Annotated in this window: 16 protein-coding genes and 3 tRNA genes; 10 read left to right on the plus strand and 9 right to left on the minus strand. The window is 34.9% G+C overall.

Annotation, left to right across the window (positions count from 1 at the left end; translation table 11 throughout):
* Nucleotides 1-24 precede the first annotated feature (24 nt).
* From CQA66_RS00135 to dnaE, 6 genes are all read right to left on the minus strand, one after another.
* Nucleotides 25-101 (minus strand) — tRNA-Arg (locus CQA66_RS00135).
* 60 nt (nucleotides 102-161) lie between these two features.
* Nucleotides 162-248 (minus strand) — tRNA-Leu (locus CQA66_RS00140).
* 29 nt (nucleotides 249-277) lie between these two features.
* Nucleotides 278-361, minus strand: a tRNA-Leu gene (locus tag CQA66_RS00145).
* Nucleotides 362-423: 62 nt separating this feature from the next.
* Entirely contained in the window at nucleotides 424-762 is a 339-nt protein-coding gene (locus tag CQA66_RS00150; protein ID WP_104763706.1) for a F0F1 ATP synthase subunit C, read from the minus strand.
* Between the two features lie 206 nt (nucleotides 763-968).
* The gene (locus CQA66_RS00155; RefSeq protein WP_104763705.1) at nucleotides 969-2,201 is read right to left on the minus strand and encodes an epoxyqueuosine reductase QueH; all 1,233 of its coding nucleotides are present in this window, start codon (nucleotides 2,199-2,201) and stop codon (nucleotides 969-971) included.
* A gap of 152 nt (nucleotides 2,202-2,353) precedes the next feature.
* A complete protein-coding gene (gene dnaE, locus CQA66_RS00160; RefSeq protein ID WP_411698882.1) occupies nucleotides 2,354-6,136 on the minus strand; it encodes a DNA polymerase III subunit alpha in 3,783 nt (1,260 codons plus the stop codon).
* A gap of 347 nt (nucleotides 6,137-6,483) precedes the next feature.
* Between dnaE and murI the strand changes: the two genes are divergently transcribed.
* The gene (gene murI / locus CQA66_RS00165; RefSeq protein WP_104763703.1) at nucleotides 6,484-7,251 is read left to right on the plus strand and encodes a glutamate racemase; all 768 of its coding nucleotides are present in this window, start codon (nucleotides 6,484-6,486) and stop codon (nucleotides 7,249-7,251) included.
* 42 nt (nucleotides 7,252-7,293) lie between these two features.
* On the opposite strand, the gene CQA66_RS00170 is transcribed toward murI, so the two are convergent.
* Nucleotides 7,294-8,364: a hypothetical protein gene (locus CQA66_RS00170; protein ID WP_104763702.1), complete on the minus strand. Its 1,071-nt coding sequence runs from the start codon at nucleotides 8,362-8,364 to the stop codon at nucleotides 7,294-7,296.
* Between the two features lie 168 nt (nucleotides 8,365-8,532).
* Between CQA66_RS00170 and CQA66_RS00175 the strand changes: the two genes are divergently transcribed.
* The gene (locus CQA66_RS00175) at nucleotides 8,533-8,943 is read left to right on the plus strand and encodes a hypothetical protein (RefSeq protein ID WP_104763701.1); all 411 of its coding nucleotides are present in this window, start codon (nucleotides 8,533-8,535) and stop codon (nucleotides 8,941-8,943) included.
* 78 nt (nucleotides 8,944-9,021) lie between these two features.
* Nucleotides 9,022-12,507, plus strand: a complete 3,486-nt coding sequence (gene carB, locus CQA66_RS00180; protein ID WP_104763700.1) for a carbamoyl-phosphate synthase large subunit — start codon at nucleotides 9,022-9,024, stop codon at nucleotides 12,505-12,507.
* 12 nt (nucleotides 12,508-12,519) lie between these two features.
* On the opposite strand, the gene CQA66_RS00185 is transcribed toward carB, so the two are convergent.
* Nucleotides 12,520-13,491, minus strand: coding sequence for a hypothetical protein (locus CQA66_RS00185; protein WP_104763699.1), 972 nt, complete (start codon nucleotides 13,489-13,491; stop codon nucleotides 12,520-12,522).
* Between the two features lie 332 nt (nucleotides 13,492-13,823).
* On the opposite strand from CQA66_RS00185, the gene CQA66_RS00190 reads away from it, so the two are divergent.
* Genes CQA66_RS00190 through atpC form a run of 7 tightly spaced genes read left to right on the plus strand, consistent with a single transcriptional unit; the run spans nucleotide 13,824 to nucleotide 19,623 of the window.
* The gene (locus CQA66_RS00190) at nucleotides 13,824-14,249 is read left to right on the plus strand and encodes a F0F1 ATP synthase subunit B family protein (RefSeq protein ID WP_104763698.1); all 426 of its coding nucleotides are present in this window, start codon (nucleotides 13,824-13,826) and stop codon (nucleotides 14,247-14,249) included.
* Between the two features lie 20 nt (nucleotides 14,250-14,269).
* Nucleotides 14,270-14,800 (plus strand): F0F1 ATP synthase subunit B family protein, encoded by a 531-nt coding sequence (locus CQA66_RS00195; protein ID WP_104763732.1) that lies wholly within the window; start codon nucleotides 14,270-14,272, stop codon nucleotides 14,798-14,800.
* Nucleotides 14,801-15,349 carry a F0F1 ATP synthase subunit delta gene (locus tag CQA66_RS00200; RefSeq protein WP_104763697.1) on the plus strand — a complete coding sequence of 183 codons (549 nt, stop codon included), beginning with the start codon at nucleotides 14,801-14,803 and terminating at the stop codon, nucleotides 15,347-15,349.
* A gap of 10 nt (nucleotides 15,350-15,359) precedes the next feature.
* A complete protein-coding gene (gene atpA, locus CQA66_RS00205; RefSeq protein WP_104763696.1) occupies nucleotides 15,360-16,877 on the plus strand; it encodes a F0F1 ATP synthase subunit alpha in 1,518 nt (505 codons plus the stop codon).
* Nucleotides 16,878-16,888: 11 nt separating this feature from the next.
* Complete coding sequence (gene atpG / locus CQA66_RS00210) at nucleotides 16,889-17,794, plus strand: ATP synthase F1 subunit gamma (RefSeq protein WP_104763695.1); 906 nt, start codon at nucleotides 16,889-16,891, stop codon at nucleotides 17,792-17,794.
* 29 nt (nucleotides 17,795-17,823) lie between these two features.
* Nucleotides 17,824-19,233 carry a F0F1 ATP synthase subunit beta gene (gene atpD / locus CQA66_RS00215; RefSeq protein WP_104763694.1) on the plus strand — a complete coding sequence of 470 codons (1,410 nt, stop codon included), beginning with the start codon at nucleotides 17,824-17,826 and terminating at the stop codon, nucleotides 19,231-19,233.
* Between the two features lie 9 nt (nucleotides 19,234-19,242).
* On the plus strand, nucleotides 19,243-19,623 hold the full coding sequence (gene atpC / locus CQA66_RS00220) for an ATP synthase F1 subunit epsilon (RefSeq protein ID WP_104763693.1): 381 nt from the start codon (nucleotides 19,243-19,245) through the stop codon (nucleotides 19,621-19,623).
* Nucleotides 19,624-19,727: 104 nt separating this feature from the next.
* Here atpC and CQA66_RS00225 read toward each other — a convergent pair whose 3' ends face one another.
* Entirely contained in the window at nucleotides 19,728-21,173 is a 1,446-nt protein-coding gene (locus tag CQA66_RS00225) for a glutamate synthase subunit beta (RefSeq protein WP_104763692.1), read from the minus strand.
* Nucleotides 21,174-21,334 lie beyond the last annotated feature (161 nt).

Below are 21,334 nucleotides of genomic sequence, written 5' to 3' on the forward strand. Positions count from 1 at the left end.
TACATAGTATTAATTCGAGAAGGTTGGTGTCCCGAAAGGGATTTGAACCCATGACCTTAAGATTAGGAATCTTACGCTCTATCCAACTGAGCTATCAGGACTTATAAAATAATAAAGTAAAAATTAGCACAAAGACTAAAGAATATGAAAGTAGAATAGAATGGTGCCGAAGGTCGGACTCGAACCGACACAAGGTTTCCCTTACTAGATTTTGAGTCTAGCGCGTCTACCAGTTTCACCACTCCGGCATAGCACAATATAAAGAAAAACTTGAAAATGGTGCGCTGAGTGAGACTTGAACTCACACGGATCGCTCCGCCACCCCCTCAAGATGGTGTGTCTACCATTCCACCACCAGCGCAAAAAATCGGTTTAGGCTGGGATTAGAATTCCCAGAAAATTTGATACAGACACAATTAAAGTCTAACTAAACTGAAATACACTAGGATCAATAAAAGGATTTACAAATATAGCAATAATAGCAAATACCAAAGTATAAATAACCTGTGCTTCAATCAACGCGATTGCAATAAACATGGTAGCTTGCAGTTTAGAACCCAGAGCAGGATTCCTTGCCGTACCAGAAATAGCAGCAGCAGCAGTGTGCCCCATACCTATACCACCACCTAAAGCGGCAATACCAAGCCCAATTACAGCACCAACAATTGACAATGCAGCAATAAATTCCTGCCCTCTAATACTACCTTCATCTGCCAAAGCAAATGCTAGGCAGGCAAAAAATACTAATGAAATTTTTTTCATAGTTGCTCCTAAAATAATATATGTCTGCTTTCGGATATGTACCCCTACTTGCTAAAACAAAGAACGATTTTACACTAAAAAACCATAAAAATAACTTAAAGTTTAAAAATTACAAAAAGTTCATGACTAGGACTATTCGTAATTAGAATACTAAACCAGCACTATGCTTAAATAATGGACTTAAATATCTCTCTGCATATTTTGATTTATTCAAACTTTACTGCACAATCAGCATATTCCTCTATTACATCATAAATGTTTTCTTCTTGAAATGTACTGTTGACATGAATAATAATATCATGAGGAATTTTAGAATCAAGGATAATAATAGGATTAACACTTTCTATCCCGCAAAGGCAGTGCCGCAATCTTAGCTCTTCCTGATAGCTTGGTGGACTTTTCGCCAAAGACTGAACATTCTTATAGGTTTTGTTTAATAAAAAATTAAGCATAGCTATATCAATAAATATACTATCATCGCGCTTAGAATAACCAATAAGCAAATCAAAGTTTTGATTATATTCCTGCTGTTTTGTTATCATTAAATCAGTAAAAGACCGCACTGTATTGTGAAAAATATTATCTGCAAAACTTCCCAAATCATAGAGAACATGAATATTGGTTAATTGTTGCTTTACCCACAAAATATTTCCACTTTTTGCACGATTCTTGTTGCTAGATCTAGCAACAATATAGGAAGGAATAACTTCTTTTTTATGAAGTATTTGTGCATACAATAGTCTCCAAACAAGATGTTTCTTTTGTGTAAGTACGTAACCTTTACCAGACTTTTCTAACACATCTCGTTTATTAAAAACATGATGTCTAGCTTCAATACTCCCCGGCATAACTTGCCTAGTAACGTTGCTTATCATTTCAAGAGATAATTTCTGCTGATTATTACGTTGCGCCTTAAGAGCAAATTGACAACCGCAGTAATTCTGTCTATAAAGATTATCTTGCTTTGCAAGCTCATTTTGCTTATTCACACCTCCATTTGCACGAACATTAATCTTAATAAATTCAAGATTATTTTGCTTCGCAATGACATCTCCTTGTTGATATAATACTTGTTGCTCCTTCATAGGGCTACTAAGTAATGTTGTAGTAAATTTTGAAATATTAAGCTCCTTAGCAAGTTCGGCTGTTTTAATCAAGCGCGTATCAAAACATACATTGCATCTACTGCCTTTTTCTGGCTCATTTTCCAAACCTCGAACACTATGCCTCCAAGAAGATACATCATAATCCCCTTCAATTAAATCAATATTTAGCATATTGCAGCTTCGCCTAACATCTTGTAACCGTAAATCATGTTCTTCTTTAGGATGAATATTGGGATTATAAAAAAATCCTACAAGATTCTCATCTGGATAAACTTTATGTAGCTCATTTAAGAAATAATGACTGTCTACACTGCAACATATATGCACTAACATTGTTATTTCCTTACTTTATTTTTTATAGGCAAAAACAAGATAACTTGTTAAACCTATAACAACAACGAAAATTAAAAAAACTAATAAGCCCAAATCCAAACCCTGCATATTAACTCCTTATTTGGCTTACACATAAACCATCATACAACGCATTATTCTTGAATATATTGCCATGTAACCTGCGGCATTATCGTTTCTATTTTTGACTTGATACTTGCACTCACTCTAAGATTACTCTCAAAAATAATAGCCTTTTTATTCACTGTATCTCGAAGCCCTATTGCAAGCTTTGCATTACCGCTATATTCTTTAGCAACTTTTGCTATATAAGTTATCTGTTCTTCATTAGGCAAGCTATCAAGTAATGCACACAAACACGAATCCTTAGCATCCATATCCGCTTTTAAATCAAGTGGTTCGATGTCATTTATCTGGCTAGGCATAGCAGATTCAAACTTATCTTCAATTTTATATTTCTTATGCGCTATAGAATCTTTAGACAAAGATTCTTTGCCCAGATGTGATTTTTTTGCTTTTTTGTCTTTTTGCAATGTAACTTTGGTTTCTTTACATTCTGCAAGATTGAGAATTTCATAGACTCTAATGCTTATTTTATATTCAACATGAACACTGCCGTCTTCATCTTGTGTAACATCTTCTATTTTGTCCAATTTCCCCATAATTCCTACAGGATTTTGTAAATCCATAGTATCCAGAATCTTTAATTGATCTTCAAAAAAAGTAAGTGGCTGCTTGCCAGTAAAATCCATAATTTTACTAATACCATAAGCCTTATTATTCTTGCTCATTTTCCTTTGTATTTCTTCTAATTTACCCAAAATTAGAACATTAGAACCGTCTTTCAATCCTTCAAGATCTGCAATTTTAGCAACATTTTCAATCGCATTAATCTCATCCCGAAAGTGATCGAGAGGATGCCCACTAAGATAGATTCCCAAACTTTCATATTCATACTCTAAAAGCAATTTAGAATCTAATTCAGGAATAATCTTAAGCTTTAGAGTGGGACGAAAGGCATCTACACCAAATAAACCTGCATTAATATCTGCTCTTTGTCTTGAAACATTTCTCCCCATATCACAAAGGTAATCAATACTTTGCAAGATAGTCGCACGCGTATATCCCAAATTATCAAGACTACCGCTTTTCACCAATGGCTCTAATATCCTCTTTGTTAAACGATTAAAATCAACCCTCGCAATAAAATCTTCCATACTAAGATAAGCACCATTTTTGGAGCGATTATCAACAATGATTTGTAATGGACCTTCACCTGCACCTTTAATAGCACCTAACCCAAAAACAATTTTCTTTTGATTGTCTTTATCAATAATGACAGAGAAATCTATCTTTGAAGTATTAATATGTGGAGGTAAAACCTCGATTCCCATACTTTTCACTTCATCAATATATTTCGCAACAGCCTCAACTTTATGACTCTCACTTGTAAGTATTGCCGCCATAAATTCATGTTCGAAATAAGTCTTTAAATAGGCGGTTTGAAATGTCAAGATTCCATAAGCCGCCGAATGCGACTTATTAAATCCATATTCGGCAAACTTAGCAATCTGATCAAAAAGCTCCTCTGCTTTCTCCCTATTAAACCCATTTTTCTCTGCGCCATTGGCAAATTTTGTACGGTTTTGCGCCATGATTTCGACATCTTTCTTCCCCATAGCACGTCGTATAAGGTCTGCTTCCCCAAGAGAAAATCCTCCAATTACTTGTACAATCTGCATTACTTGCTCTTGATAAACAATCACGCCAAATGTTGATTCCAAAATAGGCTCCAACTCTTTAAATGGGTAGGTAACTTCTGCTCTGCCATGCTTCCTTTCAATATAGTCATTTGTCATTCCGCTTTCCATTGGACCTGGACGAAATAGTGCTAACAAAGCGATAGCATCATTGATACCGCTGGGTTGCAACTTGCGATTCATTTCTTGCATACCATTAGATTCTAATTGAAATATTCCAAGTGTATTACCGCTGCATAGGGTTTTATAAACTTTTGCATCGTTGACATCAAGAACAGATAAATTAACATCAATGCCGCTAGTATCTTTAATAATATTTAATGTATCCTGAATAACTGTAAGCGTTTTTAACCCCAAAAAGTCAAACTTTATCAAATCCACTGGCTCTAAATATTTCATGGAATATTGTGTAACGACAACTCCCTTAGTGCGCTCACTAACATATAAAGGAACTTTATGCCATAACTCTTGATTGGAATCTACAACAAGAGCCGCTGCATGTTTACCCGCATTACGATTGAGCTTCTCTAATCGTAATGCCATATCCCACACTTTCTTAGCAAGCGAATCTCTTTGTATTAGCTCTTGAATCTTTGGTTCTAATTCATAAGCCCCCTCTATAAATTTTCCATTCTTATCTGTGTAACCTTGTAAAGTAATACCTAATTTCGATGGAATCAGCTTAGCAAATTTATCTGCCTCCTGAATTGGCATGCAGTAGATTCTAGCTACATCACGAATAACACCTCTTGCCAACATTTTACCAAAGGTAATAACTTGCGCTACATTATAAACTCCATATTGTTTGCGCATATAAGCAAACATTTCGGAACGTCTTCTTTGACAAAAATCTGTATCAATATCTGGCATGGAAACCCGCTCAGGATTAAGGAATCTCTCAAATAACAAATCATATTTAATAGGATCTAAGTCTGTAATCTCCAAGCAATAAGCAACTAAACTTCCAGCAGCACTGCCTCGTCCTGGACCCACTGGAATCTTATTGGATTTAGCATAACGTATAAAGTCCCATACAATCAGCATGTATCCCGGAAATCTCATTTGTGTGATAATATCAATTTCTCTCTGCAACCGCTCATAATAAATAGCATGTTTAGATTCTGGAACTTGCTGCAACCTTTTCTGTAACCCCTCTCTACATTTATAAGCAAAATATTCTGCCTCATTATCTATTGATAAATTTTCCTTTTGTGCATACTCCTTGGCAAACTTAAAGGTTGGTGGAGTAGGAGGATTTCTATCATTTTTTAAATCAATAACAAGATTACACTTTTTTACAATCTCTTGTGTATTTGCAACGGCATCTGGAATATCAGCAAAAAGTTCTGCCATTTCTTCTGGACTCTTTATGTAAAATTCAGAGACAGTATGTCGCAATCTTGAACTATCATTAATATTCTTACCTGTGGCTATCATCATGGCGGCTTCTTGCATGTCAGCATCGCTTTTTGTACTATAATGCGTATCGTTTGTAGCAATAAGCTTAATGCCTGTCTCAAGACTAAGTCGAATAAGGCTTTTGTCGATATATAATTGATCTCCTACGCCATGCCTCATAATCTCAATATAAAAATCCTCGCCAAAAATATCCTGATACTCCAAAGCTACCTCTTTCGCCCCTTCATATCCCTTTGCGCCTTGTATGATACGTTTTTCTCGAGATTCATGTTTCATGTTGGGATTAAGATTGAGATTCCAAGCAATCTCGCCACTCAAGCACGCCGAAGAACATATCAATCCTTGAGAGTGCTCTCTTAAAATCTTTTTATTGATCCTTGATGTGCGATAGAATCCTTGTATAAAGCTTTGTGAAGAAAGATACATGAGATTCTTATACCCGTTCTCATCTTTTGCATAAAGGCACACATGAAACTTTGGGGCATTAGGGTCTTTGTTATCAATCTGCTCTTTATTATGAATATATGCTTCAATGCCAATGATTGGTTTAACGCCATTTTTTTTCATGGTTTTATAAAATTCTATCGCACCAAACATATTGCCATGATCGGTAATAGCTACACTATTCATACCTAATTCTTTGACTTTTTTAGCAAGCAAATCTAGCTTATTAACACCATCAAGCAAAGAATATTCTGTATGCAAATGCAAATGCGTAAAGGGAATCTTCGAATCCAAATTCAAATCTTCTTGCTGTTGCGCAACATGATAAGTTGGAGGGGGTGTGCTCATTTTGTAATCCTGAATCGCAAATTATTTTGCAAATATTTGCGTGTAGAATCTTACTAAAGAAAAAGTAAAACTAAACTAAAATTACCTCAAATATTTTGAAAGCCAAATTTGCAGATTCTACATAAAGTCTTAATAATTAGGAAATCACAATCCAACATTTCCTACACTCATAACAAGCCCGAGCGTCAAAGATTAGTCTGGCATAAAGGCAAAATGGCTAGAAATAATCCCAATCAAAACCCTACAAGCTATGATACAATCATTGAATGCGAAAACAACTTTCTGGGGATTTTATGCAAACAATTAAGAAAATTGGGATTTTCGATAGCGGTGCTGGTGGTTTAACGGTCTTAAAAAGCTTGATTGAAGAAATAGGATTCGAACATATCATTTACTATGGCGACACAGCGCGTGTTCCTTATGGAAATAAAGATACGCAGACTATTATTAAATTTTCATTAGAAGCATTAAAGTTCTTTGAGCATTTTGCTATTGATTTGCTCATTGTTGCTTGCAATACCGCTTCGGCACATGCACTCACTGCCATGCAACAACAAGCGCAAATTCCAATTATAGGTGTTATTGAATCTGGTATTAACGCATTGTTACAAAAAAAGATTCCTAAAGATTCTAATATTCTTGTATTAGCCACACAAGCCACCATAGCTTCGGGTAATTATGAGAAGCATTTACGACAAATAGGCTATAACAATGTGATAAGTATCGCTACAAATCTTTTTGTCAGTTTAGTAGAGGAGCATATTTTTGAAGGGGAGATTATAGAATCCACATTCAGGCACTATTTCCATCCTTCACTTAACCCACAGGCTGTTATCCTTGGTTGCACGCATTTTCCATTGCTATTGCAACCCTTACGTAAACACTTCGGACCAAGCACGTTATTTGTACATTCAGGTGAAGCCATTGCAAGATTTTTGCAACAAGAATTTCACATCACTCGAAATAATCGTAATTTTATAGAGTTCTTTGCAAGTGATAATGTTGCTAAACTAAAAGCGACAGCAAAAGAATGGCTGCGAGATGGCAGCTATCAAAGCTAATCTATTGTTTCTAGAATCTTGTTCAAAATTTGAATTGTTAATTCAATCCTCTGTGTTAAGCGTTATAACATAATTTTCACCTAAGTATCTAAGCCACTGTAAAGTATCCATATTTTGAAAAGTTTGTAAAGGTTGAAACTTCGGTGCATCTTTGAGAATGAAACTTAAAGAAAGCTTCTTCTTTTTGCCCTGCATTATATCGCCAAAAGCCTTAGCAATTTCTTTTCCTTGATTGCCAAAAAATTTTGACAAAAATATCGGGGCACTAAGATAAACAAAGGTAATATTGCCGTCAAATTGCTGCTGTAAAACTTCTTTTTGTTGATCTGTAAATTTAGTATTACTTTTCAAAAAATCTTTAAAAGTTTTCTTAGATTCCAGAGTAATTGCTATGGAATCTAATTCATGAGGAATATTTTGTGGTTGCAGTTGGGGGTTACTTGTATCGCCATTGATTGCCATAACTATCGCATAAATAACACCTAAAATATGTGGTTTATCGATATTGGGAGAGAAGAGATTTTTAATTTCAATTTTTGTGTTAAAAATTTCAGATTCTAATTGACAAGCATTATTGGCTGTAACAATTTTTGAATCTTGAGTGTCTAAGGTATGGTGCGAATAATTCTGTTGACATCGCAATGTGTTAGGCAATAAAGCATCTGCACTATGATTCAAAAAAGCTATAACTGAATTACTGTTAGAATCCCCAAAAAACGTATCGATAGAAGGATAACTAATCGATGTAGAAACATTAAAAGAAAACGTATTCTTATCGCTGACATCTCTGCTTTTTAAAGAAATATCTGAAAATTTCACATACCCATGATGTTCGCTATCATGCGCTGTCTCATCATTAGTATACAACGTAATAAATTGACTACGACATTCATAGTCGCTAATACCACTGCATTCAAAAGGAGAATACTCAATTTGTTGTATTCCAAAATTATCATCTGATTCAGAAATATGAGATCGTATTTGCTCCATACCATTATTAAGGTGCTCTTGTATGGATTTTGTTACCATTTTTGAGAGGATAGGTATCATAATTAAGAGAGATACAATAATAACTGCACCTACAATAATTATAATGCGCGCTAGTTTGTTCATTAACAACTCCTTACTAACATGAATACTATTCTATCACTTTTTTACAAAGATCCTTATGTTCATGCTGTTAAATTTTCAATTACTAATTTAAGCAATGGACGGAAATTTCATCTAATGTTTTTATGCTATCATTAAAGTCTTACTTTTGAATCCTACAAAAGGACGTTAATGTCAAGAATCATATTATTGCTCATATTCTCTTTAGTACAAGCTTTTGGTGGAGCAGCATTTGAAAGTGAAAGTTATCTTATATGGATTGGTTCAAAGTGTCCAACAGGGAGCACAACCTGCACTCATGTTACTTATAACCAAACTGACAAACACAACGGAAAGACACTTATTATACAAGGCGGAGAGCCGATAGTGGGAAATCTTTCGGGTAATTTAATAGGCTACAAATTTTTAGATTTAAAAAGCAAACAAGCTTTTGAATTATCTATGAATCTTGAAAAACAATACACTCTCTATATACGTAGCTTAAGTGGAGATTCACAAATAGGCAAGGCTTTCAAACAAGAAATCATAAAACCCATTAATGAAAATACCTATCTGCAAAAGATTAAAAAAATCAAAAAATAAAGTATAATCGCAGTAATCAATAACATTAAACACTTATTCACTGCGCTAAATTCGGCTTAATAATACAAAGGCATAGCTATGCAACACTCTAAATCATTTCCCAATAAAAAACGTACTGATATTCACACGGTTCTGCTTATTGGTTCAGGTCCAATTGTCATAGGTCAAGCTTGTGAGTTTGACTATTCAGGCACGCAAGCAGCTAAAACACTTAAATCTTTAGGATATAAAGTAGTACTTATTAACTCCAATCCAGCAACTATTATGACCGATCCAGATTTTGCGGATAGAACCTATATTGAACCTATCACCGAAGAAATCATCGCCAATATTATTGCCAAAGAGAATGTTGATGCAATTTTACCCACGATGGGAGGACAAACGGCACTCAATGTTGCAATGAGTATGCACGAAAAAGGTATGCTGCGAAACGTTATCTTTCTTGGAGCAAAGCCAGAAGCAATTAAAAAGGGGGAGGATAGACAAGCTTTCAAAGAAGCAATGCTTAGAATCGGCATGGACTTGCCCAAATCTCGCTATGCCTATACAGAAGAAGACGCAATACGTGCAGCAAAAGAAATTGGATTCCCAGTTATCATTCGTGCAAGCTACACCCTTGCAGGTGGCGGCAGTGGCGTAGCTTATAATATTGATGAATTTAAAACAATGGCAAAAAACGGACTAGAAGTAAGCCCAATCAATGAAATACTTATTGAAGAATCGCTACTTGGCTGGAAAGAATATGAGATGGAAGTCATTCGTGATAAAAATGATAATTGTATCATTGTGTGTTCTATTGAGAATCTTGACCCTATGGGTGTACATACAGGAGATTCTATTACGATTGCTCCAGCCCTTACGCTTACAGATAAAGAATATCAACGTATGCGCGATGCAAGCTTTAAAATATTACGTGAAATCGGAGTAGATACGGGTGGAAGCAATGTGCAGTTTGCAATCAATCCCCAAAATGGTAGAATGACAGTTATCGAAATGAATCCACGTGTATCCCGTAGCTCTGCTCTTGCTTCTAAAGCCACAGGATACCCAATTGCTAAAGTTGCAACAATGCTCGCTGTAGGTTTTACTCTCGATGAAATTAAAAACGACATCACTGGCACACCTGCTAGCTTTGAGCCAAGCATTGACTATATTGTTACAAAGATTCCGAGATTTACTTTTGAGAAATTCCCTAAAGCAGATTCTACACTTACTACGGGTATGAAATCCATTGGCGAAGTTATGGCAATCGGCGGAACATTCAAAGAATCCTTACAAAAGGCAATATGCAGTCTTGAAACAGGACTTTTTGGATTTAATAGAATCTGCACAGACTTAGAACTCATTAGAAGAGAAATCCGACGTCCTAATGCCAACAGACTTCTTTATATTGCAGAAGGCTTTGGGCTTGGTATCAACATTGACGAAATGTATGAACTTTGCAAAATTGATAAATGGTTCTTAAATGAAATACACAAGATTATCGAAGCAGAAAACGACATCACTACAACAATCCTTAGCAACGCTTCCCTTATGCGTAAGATTAAAAGTTATGGTTTCAGCGATAAAATGATCGCCTATTGGCTTAAAATCAACGAAAATGTAGAAGTAAGTGAATCTGAAATCTACCAAACACGTGTGAATCTTGGCGTAATACATCACTACAATGAAGTCGATACTTGTGCGGGAGAATTTCCGAGCTTAACACCCTATTTTTATTCTACCATTGGTAATTATGAACATATAGATATTGAACACATACAAATAATACCAAAAGATAAAGATTCTTTACAATCATTAGAATCATGCAATCCTCTCAAATCTAAGCAACCAAAAATTTTAATTATCGGTGGGGGACCCAACCGTATTGGTCAAGGCATTGAATTTGATTACTGCTGCGTACATGCAAGTTTTGCGCTCAAAGACTTAGGGATTCAAAGTATTATGTATAACTGCAACCCTGAAACAGTTAGCACTGATTATGATACGAGTGATATATTATATTTTGAACCAATCGACTTTGAACATGTTTTTGCTGTAATTGAAAAAGAACAACCAGATGGCATTATTGTGCATTTCGGAGGACAAACTCCCCTCAAACTTGCTCACTCGTTACATAAAATTAATGCAAATATTATTGGTACTTCAGTCAAAGCGATTGACATAGCCGAAGATAGAGAAAAATTTGCGCAGTTTGTTAATGAATTAGGGTTAAATCAACCTCAAAATGGCATTGCTTATGAGAAGGAGCAGGCTTTCGCCGTTGCCAATAAAATTGGATTCCCTGTACTTGTACGTCCAAGCTACGTATTAGGCGGACGTGCAATGCGAATCGTCTATGACGATAAAGAACTTAAGGCTTATATGGATGAGGTTATTGCAGTGAGTGATAGTGCGCCGATATTAATCGATAAATTCTTAGAGCAAGCAAGTGAATTTGATGTAGATTGCGTAAGTGATGGTGTAAATGTTTATATTGGTGGAATCATGGAGCATATTGAAGAAGCTGGCATACACAGCGGCGATAGTGCGAGTTCCCTTCCAGCAATAAATGTAGCACAAACAATGCTTGATGAAATTGCAGAAACAACCGTCAAGATTGCCACCAAACTCGGTGTGATTGGGTTAATGAACATACAATATGCTATTCTTAACAATAAGCTCTATTTAATTGAAGTGAATCCTAGAGCCAGCCGCACCGTACCTTTCGTTAGTAAAGCTACAGGAGTACCTTTAGCAAAAGTTGCTACTAGAGTGATGTGGCATCATGCTTTGCAAAAAACAATTTCTCATAACCAAAATATTCAGACAACACAAGACATCACAAACATGCAGATAGAATCACAGCCAAACAGCATTTTAGAAGAAGCCTTAAGATTCTATGATAATTATCAAAAAGTCGATTTCTCATCGTCTATTCTCAAACCAAAAACATTACAATATGTTTGCATTAAAGAATCTGTTTTTCCATTTAATAAATTACCTGGCGCAGATTTACTCCTCGGACCGGAAATGAAAAGTACAGGCGAAGTAATGGGTATTGGCAATAACTTTGGCATGAGCTTTGCAAAAAGTCAGCTAGCTTCTAAAAATCCTCTCCCATTAACTGGTAAAATTTTCATTTCACTACGTAATAACGACAAAAAATATGCCGCAAAAATCGCACAAGCATTTTATGACATGGGATTTCAAATCGTTGCAACTTTGGGGACACACAAGATAATAGTCGAAGCGGGCATACCTGCTATTTCTGTATTGAAAGTTAGTGAAGGTCGTCCGCATATTAACGACATGATAACCAATCATGAAATTGCAATGGTCATTAACACAAGCAATAGCAAAACAAAACTTGATACAAGCTTAATACATCAAGCGGTACTACGCGCAAACATTCCATATTTCACGACAATATCTGGCGCAAAAAGTGCTGCTACGGCTATGCAAGCAATAAGAGAAAAAGATTCTATAAATAACCGATCAAAAGCTTCATTGATTCATAGTGATACCAAATCGGTGGCTAGCATAACAATACAAGCCCTGCAAGATTATTTAGCTTTGCAATAATAAAGGACTATATCACATATCCAAAGCCTGCGGTGCTTGATTGATATTCTTGCCTGAAAACACATTATTAATCTTATTGGCAATAAAATGGTTGCGTGTCATAAAGTGATTAATTACTTCATTAATAATTTCGCTAGGTAGATTGGCTTGCATTTCATGACAATGTAGTTTAAAGTCATATTCTGTAATTCCTGCAGAATCTTCAAAAATTTCAATATATTTTTTCATCAATTTCTGTTCTCTTTCTTTTTGTAATACTTGCTCCATAATCTCTTGATATGTAACTTGCAACTGTGCTATTTGCATGTTGAATAATTCTTGCTTTGTGTAGATTCCGCTAATTTCAAGTATTTTAGAAATAAGAGTCTGTTTTTCTTTACTATTATCATAAAAAGGTTTATATTCAGACTCCAAATCACGCGGTAGAAAAGTCTGCATAATAACAAGCTTTGTTTCGGCAGTATCACGCAGATATTCTAGCATACCCATGCTTTTATATTTAGCATGAAGTTTTTGAAGCATCATAATATCATCGCGTTGGTTTTCATAATAAGCGATAAGTGTTTCGCGCTCTTGTTGTGGGAAAGTATGCAAATCAAACTTAATAGTATCTAAAATCTCATCTTGCACCATTGCATGAACAATTGCAACAATTTTACGCAGTCTATTATATGAAACAGGCATTTTCAATTCTGACATAAGCGCGATTAGGTCAGTAGGAACATAGCGATACAAAAATTCATGCAGTTTACTATAAAGCTCTTCTGTATTTTCTATTTTTTTGAGTGCTTCCACTGTGTCTTTTTTCCCGATATCTAAAATCTCCGCATCGACATCATCACTATATAAAATATCTCGATAATAAGACACACCATCGCGAACGACTTGTTCATATTTTTCTTTTAACTCTTCAAACTCCAAATCAAGAACATTCTCTACACCATGGAACTTGAGATATTCCTTTATTACTACATCATCATGCATTGATTGCCTCCAAATAAAATCTCTGATTCTGATTTTTATACCACAAATAAGAAGCTTATAACTTTGAATAGATTATTATAAATTTTTTATTATTTTTACATAAAAATTTAAATTTTTAAAAACACTTCTTAAAATAATTTGCTATAATATTGTTATTTAAGATTTTGGCTTTAATTACTTTAATGTATTCAATTTGCGCCTCAATAGTTTTAGGGAATATTGAAATATAAATTTTTAGCCAATAATTACATGATAATTACAAATTCTTAACAAAATATTTTCGTTATTGTTATTTAATTGTACTATATTTTAGTTCATTTATGGAGGTTACAATGGAGATAACGCCTAATCCCCAAGTTATGCTAGTTGTATTTATAGTATTCCTAATCACGATGTTTTTATTAAATAGATTGGTATTCCAACCTATTATATTTTATATTGATCAGAGGAATGCAAAAATATCAAATGATTTAGCACTTGCTAGTCAAGATGACAAAGAGCTAGAAGAAATTCAACTTCAAATACACAAGATTTTATCCGAAGCCAAAATAGAAGCTTGCAATCTTAAAAGCAAAACCATACAAGAAGCAAAAGAGCATGCCAACAAGAAAATTGAGCAAATACAGCTAGAAAATAGAGAAAAAATGGAAGTGTTTGTTGCAAAGCTTATAGAACAGAAACATCAAATGAAAGACGAAATAAAGACGAATTTAACTGGCATGGAATCCTTATTGCTAACAAAAATAAGGAATGTCTAACTATGATAAAAGGTTTTATAATGAAATTGATGATGGTTGTTTTTAGTTTATTTGGATTAACAAATTTAGTGTTTGCAGGTGGGCATGATGGTGTGATAGATATTTCTAAAACAGATATATTAGAAAGGCTTATCAATTTTGTAATATTTGTTTTGCTGCTCTGGTATTTAGTTGCTGATAAGTTAAAAAATATATTGTCCTCTCGTAGTCGAGACATCGCCAATAAACTTTCAGAATCTCAAAGCAAAATCAAGGAATCTAGAAGTAAAAAAGAGCAAGCACAACTACGTTTAAAAGAAGCTAATCAAAAAGCAAAAGAAATTATAGAAGTAGCAAAAAAAGAAGCCTTACTCTCCAAGAGAGAAATAGAAGAAAAGACAAAAGAACAAATCGCTTATCTTATCAAAAATAATGAAGAATCGATGCAAGTACAAGCCCGTTTATTGCAAAAAGAAATTATTCAAGAAGTATTAGAAGAAATATTCTCTAGTCAAAAGATTTCGCTAACGAGCAATGATTACATCAAGATATTAGAAAAAAAGGTAGCATAAATGCAAGAAATAATCATAGCCAAGAAATATGCAAGAGCACTAGCAGCTTGTTCTAATATAGAACAGCTTACTGAAATTTACAACGTCTATTCATCTCTTGAATCGGCTTTTACACTATATAGATTCTATGAAATCATCAACTCACCGATTGTCTCAAAAGAAGATAAGCTGAATCTTTTGTATTCTCTAATCCACTCGTTAAATCAAAAGTTAGATTCAAAATCACAAAGATTCTTAGCCGTACTAGCAGAAAATAGTAGATTATCTCTTATTCCTGCAATATCTACTGAACTCAAAAAAATAATAGATTACAAGAGAAATATTTACCTAGCAACCCTATACAGCAATGAACAAATTAGCAATGATACTCTACAAAAAATCAAAACTAATTTAGAAAAAAAGTTACATGTATCTCTCGAAATTTTTCAAGAGATTGACTTTCACATTGATGGCATACGCTTAAATGTACCCGATCTAGGGATTGAAATTGTATTCTTGAAAAATAATTTTATTAAAGAATTGCAAGACTTTATCTTAAAAGCATTTTAAAAGGAAAGACATGATTACAGCAAAATTGAAACCTGAAGAAATAAGTTCAATTATAAAAGAAAAGATTGAGAATTTCGACTTACATATTGATATTAACCAAGTAGGTAGAGTTACCAGTTATGCTGATGGAGTAGCCAAAGTATACGGATTAAATGATGTAATGTCGTATGAAATGGTAGAGTTTGACACTGGCGAACGGGGTTTGGCACTTAATTTGGAAGAAGGCAGCGTTGGTGTTGTTATACTAGGCTCCGGTAAGGGCATTAAAGAAGGAACGACGGTTAAGAGATTGAAACGATTGATGAAAATTCCTGTTGGGGAAGGAGTAATTGGTCGTGTAGTTAATACATTAGGTGAACCTCTTGACGGAAAAGGTGAATTCCCGTCAATCCAACATCGTTTTATTGAACAAAAAGCACCAGGTATTATGGAAAGAAAAAGCGTACATGAGCCGCTGCAAACGGGAATCAAGGCAATTGATGCCCTTGTGCCGATTGGTAGAGGGCAAAGAGAATTAATTATCGGCGATAGACAAACAGGTAAGACAACCGTTGCAATCGACACTATAATCAACCAAAAAGGGCAAGATGTTTATTGTATTTATGTTGCTATTGGACAAAAAGAATCAACGGTAGCACAAGTTGTGCGCAAGCTTGAAGAGCACGGAGCAATGGAATACACTGTAATCGTCAATGCATCTGCAAGTTCAAGTGCGGCAATGCAATATCTCGCACCATATTCCGGCGTAACAATTGGAGAATATTTTCGAGACAATGGGAAACATGCTTTAATTATTTATGACGATCTAACTAAGCATGCAGTTGCTTATCGAGAAATGAGTCTTATCCTTAGAAGACCACCTGGCAGAGAAGCATTCCCAGGGGATGTATTTTATATTCATTCAAGACTCTTGGAACGAGCGGCAAAATTAAGTGATGAACTTGGTGCTGGATCTTTAACTGCTCTCCCCATTATTGAAACACAGGCAGGTGATGTTTCTGCATATATTCCTACCAATGTTATTTCCATAACAGACGGACAAATTTTCCTTGAAACAGATCTATTTTATTCTGGTATTCGTCCGGCTATTAATGTCGGTTTATCAGTATCTCGTGTCGGAGGAGCAGCACAAATTAAAGCAACAAAACAGGTAGCAGGCACACTACGTCTTGATCTTGCTCAATTTAGAGAACTACAAGCATTTGCACAGTTTGCCTCCGATCTTGACGAATCTAGTCGCAAACAACTAGAAAGAGGGCAAAAAATGGTAGAGGTTCTTAAACAAGGTCCATACAGTCCGCTGGCAATCGAGAAACAAGTCACAATAATTTATGCAGGAGCAAAGGGATTTTTAGATGATATTCCAGCTAATAAAGTAGTAGAATTCGAAAAGCAACTTTATCCGTTTATCGAAACAAAATATCCTCAAATATTTCAAGACATCGCTTCTAAAAAAGCTTTAGATAAAGAATTGGAATCTGCTCTTAATAATGCACTCAATGAATTTCAGTCGAGTTTTGCAATATAAGTGAGTTACACATGGGTAATGGGTTAAAAGAAATCAGAAAGAAAATATCAAGTGTCAACAATACCAAAAAAACTACGCGAGCAATGAAGCTGGTATCAACTTCTAAGCTTAAAAAAGTAGAAGAAATGGCAAAACGAGCCAGAACATTTGCAGATAAACTGAATGAAGTTTTTTATGACATGATGAAAAGAATCAAACTAAATGGATTAACCAACATAAATAGTAAATTCTTTCATAACACAGATTCTCGAAATGTTAAGGTAGTCGACATTGTTTTTATAACAGCTGATAAAGGATTATGTGGCGGATTCAATAGCGTTACAATGAAAGAAGTTTTGCGATTGCGCAATGATTATCAAAAACGGCAAGTTCAAGTCCGATTTCGTTGTATAGGTAAAAAAGGTAATGCTTTCTTTACTTTTAATAATATTACATTAGAGGACAATATCATTGATTTGAGCTCTTCTCCAAATTATGAACGTTCAAGTGATTTTATTAATGCAGCAGTAAATGATTTTCTTGATAATAAAACGCAAGAAGTTATAATTGTGTATAATGGGTTTAAAAATCTAATATCGCAACAATTAAAAACAATAAAAATATTGCCACTTGTCCCAGATATGGATATTATACAAGCAGATAATAAAACGGATAACGTGTTAAATATTTCGCCCGAAGATGAAGAAAACATTATTTTAGATGAATTAGCTAAAAAATATGTAGAGTATAATATGTATTATGCTCTAGTAGATTCTTTAGCTGCTGAACATAGTGCTAGAATGCAGGCTATGGATACAGCTACCAATAACGCTACCGAATTGGTTAAAGCGTTAACTATTTCCTACAACAAAGCAAGACAGCAAGCTATTACTACCGAATTAGTTGAAATTAATGCAGGTGCTGAAGCAATGAAATAATTAAATTACTTATTAAGGAGTTTATTTTTATGAATAAAATAGGTAAAATTACACAGGTTATGGGACCTGTAGTAGACGTTGAATTTGAAAAATATTTGCCGCAAATCAATGAGGCTCTTGATGTTACATACGAATTTGACCAAGAAACAAAGAATCTTGTCTTAGAAGTTGCTGCACATTTAGGGGATAATATAGTTCGTGCTATCGCAATGGACATGACAGAAGGCTTAACAAGAGGACAAAAAGTTATAGCGCGCGGTACAATGATTGAAGTTCCTGTAGGTGAAGAAGTATTAGGAAGAATCTTTAATGTTATTGGTGAAGTTGTAGATAACGGTGAGCCAGTAAATTCCGCATTAAAATGGCCAATTCATAGAGAATCTCCCAGTTTTGATAATCAAAGCACAAAGACAGAGATGTTTGAAACAGGTATTAAAGTGATCGATTTACTTGCCCCTTATTCAAAAGGTGGTAAAGTTGGGCTGTTTGGTGGTGCAGGCGTCGGCAAAACCGTAGTTATTATGGAACTTATTCATAATGTTGCCTACAAACATAGTGGCTATTCTGTATTTGCTGGTGTTGGAGAAAGAACAAGAGAAGGGAACGATCTATACCATGAAATGAAAGAAAGTGGCGTACTAGATAAAGTAGCATTATGTTACGGGCAAATGAATGAACCACCAGGAGCAAGAAATAGAATTGCTTTTACGGGTTTAACAATGGCTGAATATTTTAGAGATGAAAAAGGGCTTGATGTATTAATGTTTATTGATAATATTTTTCGTTATGCGCAATCTGGTGCTGAAATGTCCGCTCTCCTAGGTAGAATTCCTTCTGCAGTTGGTTATCAGCCTACACTTGCGAGCGAAATGGGAAAGCTACAAGAGCGTATTACTTCTACCAACAAAGGATCGATTACTTCTGTTCAAGCTGTTTATGTTCCAGCAGATGACTTAACGGATCCTGCTCCAGCATCTGTATTTTCTCACCTTGATGCAACCACAGTTTTAAATAGAAAAATTGCAGAAAAAGGTATTTATCCTGCAGTGGATCCTCTTGAATCTACCTCAAGAATTCTTGATCCACAAGTTGTTGGCGAAGAACACTATAAAATAGCAACTGGCATTCAGGAAGTTTTACAAAAATATAAAGATCTGCAAGACATTATTGCCCTACTTGGTATGGATGAATTATCAGAAGAGGATAAAAGAACTGTTGAGAGGGCAAGAAAAATTGAGAAATTTTTATCTCAACCTTTTTTCGTCGCCGAAGTCTTTACTGGAAGTTCTGGAAAATACGTTAGTTTACAGGAAACGTTAGAAGGTTTTCAGGGAATATTAGAAGGTAAATACGACCATATTCCTGAAAATGCTTTCTATATGGTAGGAAATATTCAAGAAGCAATCCAAAAGGCAGAGGATATGAAACAAAGTAAATAAGGAAAGATAATGGAAAATTTTCAACTAGATATTGTTACTCCATATGGTGAAATCTTTAAAGGTAAAGCAAACGCTGTATATCTTCCGGGGAAAAATGGTGAGTTTGGTATTTTGCCCGGACACTATGATATGCTTGCTTTATTACAAACAGGTGTAATAGATATTCGTTCTGAAGTTCATCACGACCTCGTTGCAATCAATTGGGGATATGTAGAAGTTTCTGGGAATAAAGTAACAGTCTTGGCAGATGGTGCTGTTTGTGTTCATACAAACGATAATAATTCACAGGTAGCTAAAGCCTTAGAACAAGCAAAACAATTATTACGAGAAGCTTCTAGTGATACACTAATAATAGCGACGGCACTACGTCGACTTGAAGAAATTCAATAAGTGCTTTATACCGTTAAATACTCTCAATTTAATTGATATTTATTTGAACAGGCTTTCTTTTATAAATATATTTCATTACAATATTCATTCACATAGATATGAAGTTATTTATTCCTTAAGATATTAGAATGTATTACATTAGCACATTCTCTGCCTTCTTTTATTGCAGTAACAACAAGACTAGCACCTACTTTACAATCACCGCAAACATATACCTTATCTCTTGAAGTTTTGAAATTTGTATGCATAATGTTGTTTCCCTGCATTTCCACACCAAAAACTTCATCAACATTATCCTCGCAACCACTAAATCCCATAGCTTTTAAAACCATATCAGCTTGAATAGTTTCATTGCTCTGCAATATCTCTGTGCTTTTCTTTTTTCCTTTGATTATATTCCATTGCAGTTTTGTTGTTACTATTGCCTGTAAATGCTTATTGCCTATAAATGCTTTAGGTGTAGTGCTGAATTTCCTTGGATCGCTGTTATACATTGCAATAAATTCCTCAACTCCATAATCAGTTTGCAAGACAATTGGATGTTCTGGCCATGGATTGGAACTTTCTCTTTTTAAGGGTTTGCTAGGCGAACGTTCTAATCGCGTAATGCTTTTTGCGCCTTGCCGTAATGCAACAGCGATACAATCTGTACTTGTATCCCCACTACCTATGACAACAAAATGTTTATTTTTAGCATTGAGTTTATTGGGCTTGGAATCTAAAATTGACTTTGTATTAGCCATTAAAAAATCAAGTGCATTATAGATGCCCTCCAAATTATCACCTTCAATTTCAAGCTCTCTTGGCTTTCTGGCTCCAATAGCAATCACCACACTATCATATTTTTCAACAAGCGAAGAAAAATCCTTGCTAGATTCTATATTATGATTGGTGTAGAACATAATGCCTTCTTCTTTCATCACTTGCACACGTCGCTCTATCACCCACTTTTCTAGTTTAACATCAGGTATGCCATACATAAGTAATCCCCCTACTCGATCGTCACGCTCATAAACACTAACTTCATAACCCAAAAGATTAAGAGTATTTGCACAAGCAAGCCCTGCTGGACCACTACCAATAATTGCAATTTTTGCTCCATTGCGACCAATCTTTCTCGGTACCACTAAATTATTCTTAAACGCATATTCTGCAAGTGCCAACTCATTATCTTTAATGGTTACTGGCTCACCATTGGCTGTACAAACACAAGAATTCTCACAAGGTGCTGGACAAATTCTGCCTGTAATTTCTGGAAATGGCATTGTCAAAGAAAGTCGTCTATACGCTAATTCCCACAAACCACGTGCCAACAAATCATTCCACTCTGGAATCAGATTGAGATTCGAGCAACCTATAATTTGCCCTTTAATGGTTACCCCTGCTTGACAAAAAGGTACGCCACATTGCATACACCGACTCGCTTGAATTTCCTGTTTTTTAGAATCGAGAAGTTTATGAAACTCATGATTAGTTTTTGTTCTTTCTTTTGGCGAGAGTGAAATAATCTCCTCTCGCCTATAATCCATAAAACCTGTTGGATTTGCCATATTATCTCCTTGTACTATTATAAGAATAATTATAATTTAACTAATAAATTATAATTACTATGACTGCCAAACTACTTAAAAACTACTATACTTAATTATAACAAATTCATTAAGAAAAGCTTGCAGAAACTTACTTTAATGCTTGCGTGTTTAACTTAAAT

It is taken from the genome of Helicobacter aurati (assembly GCF_003364265.1).
GTDB lineage: Bacteria > Campylobacterota > Campylobacteria > Campylobacterales > Helicobacteraceae > Helicobacter_A > Helicobacter_A aurati.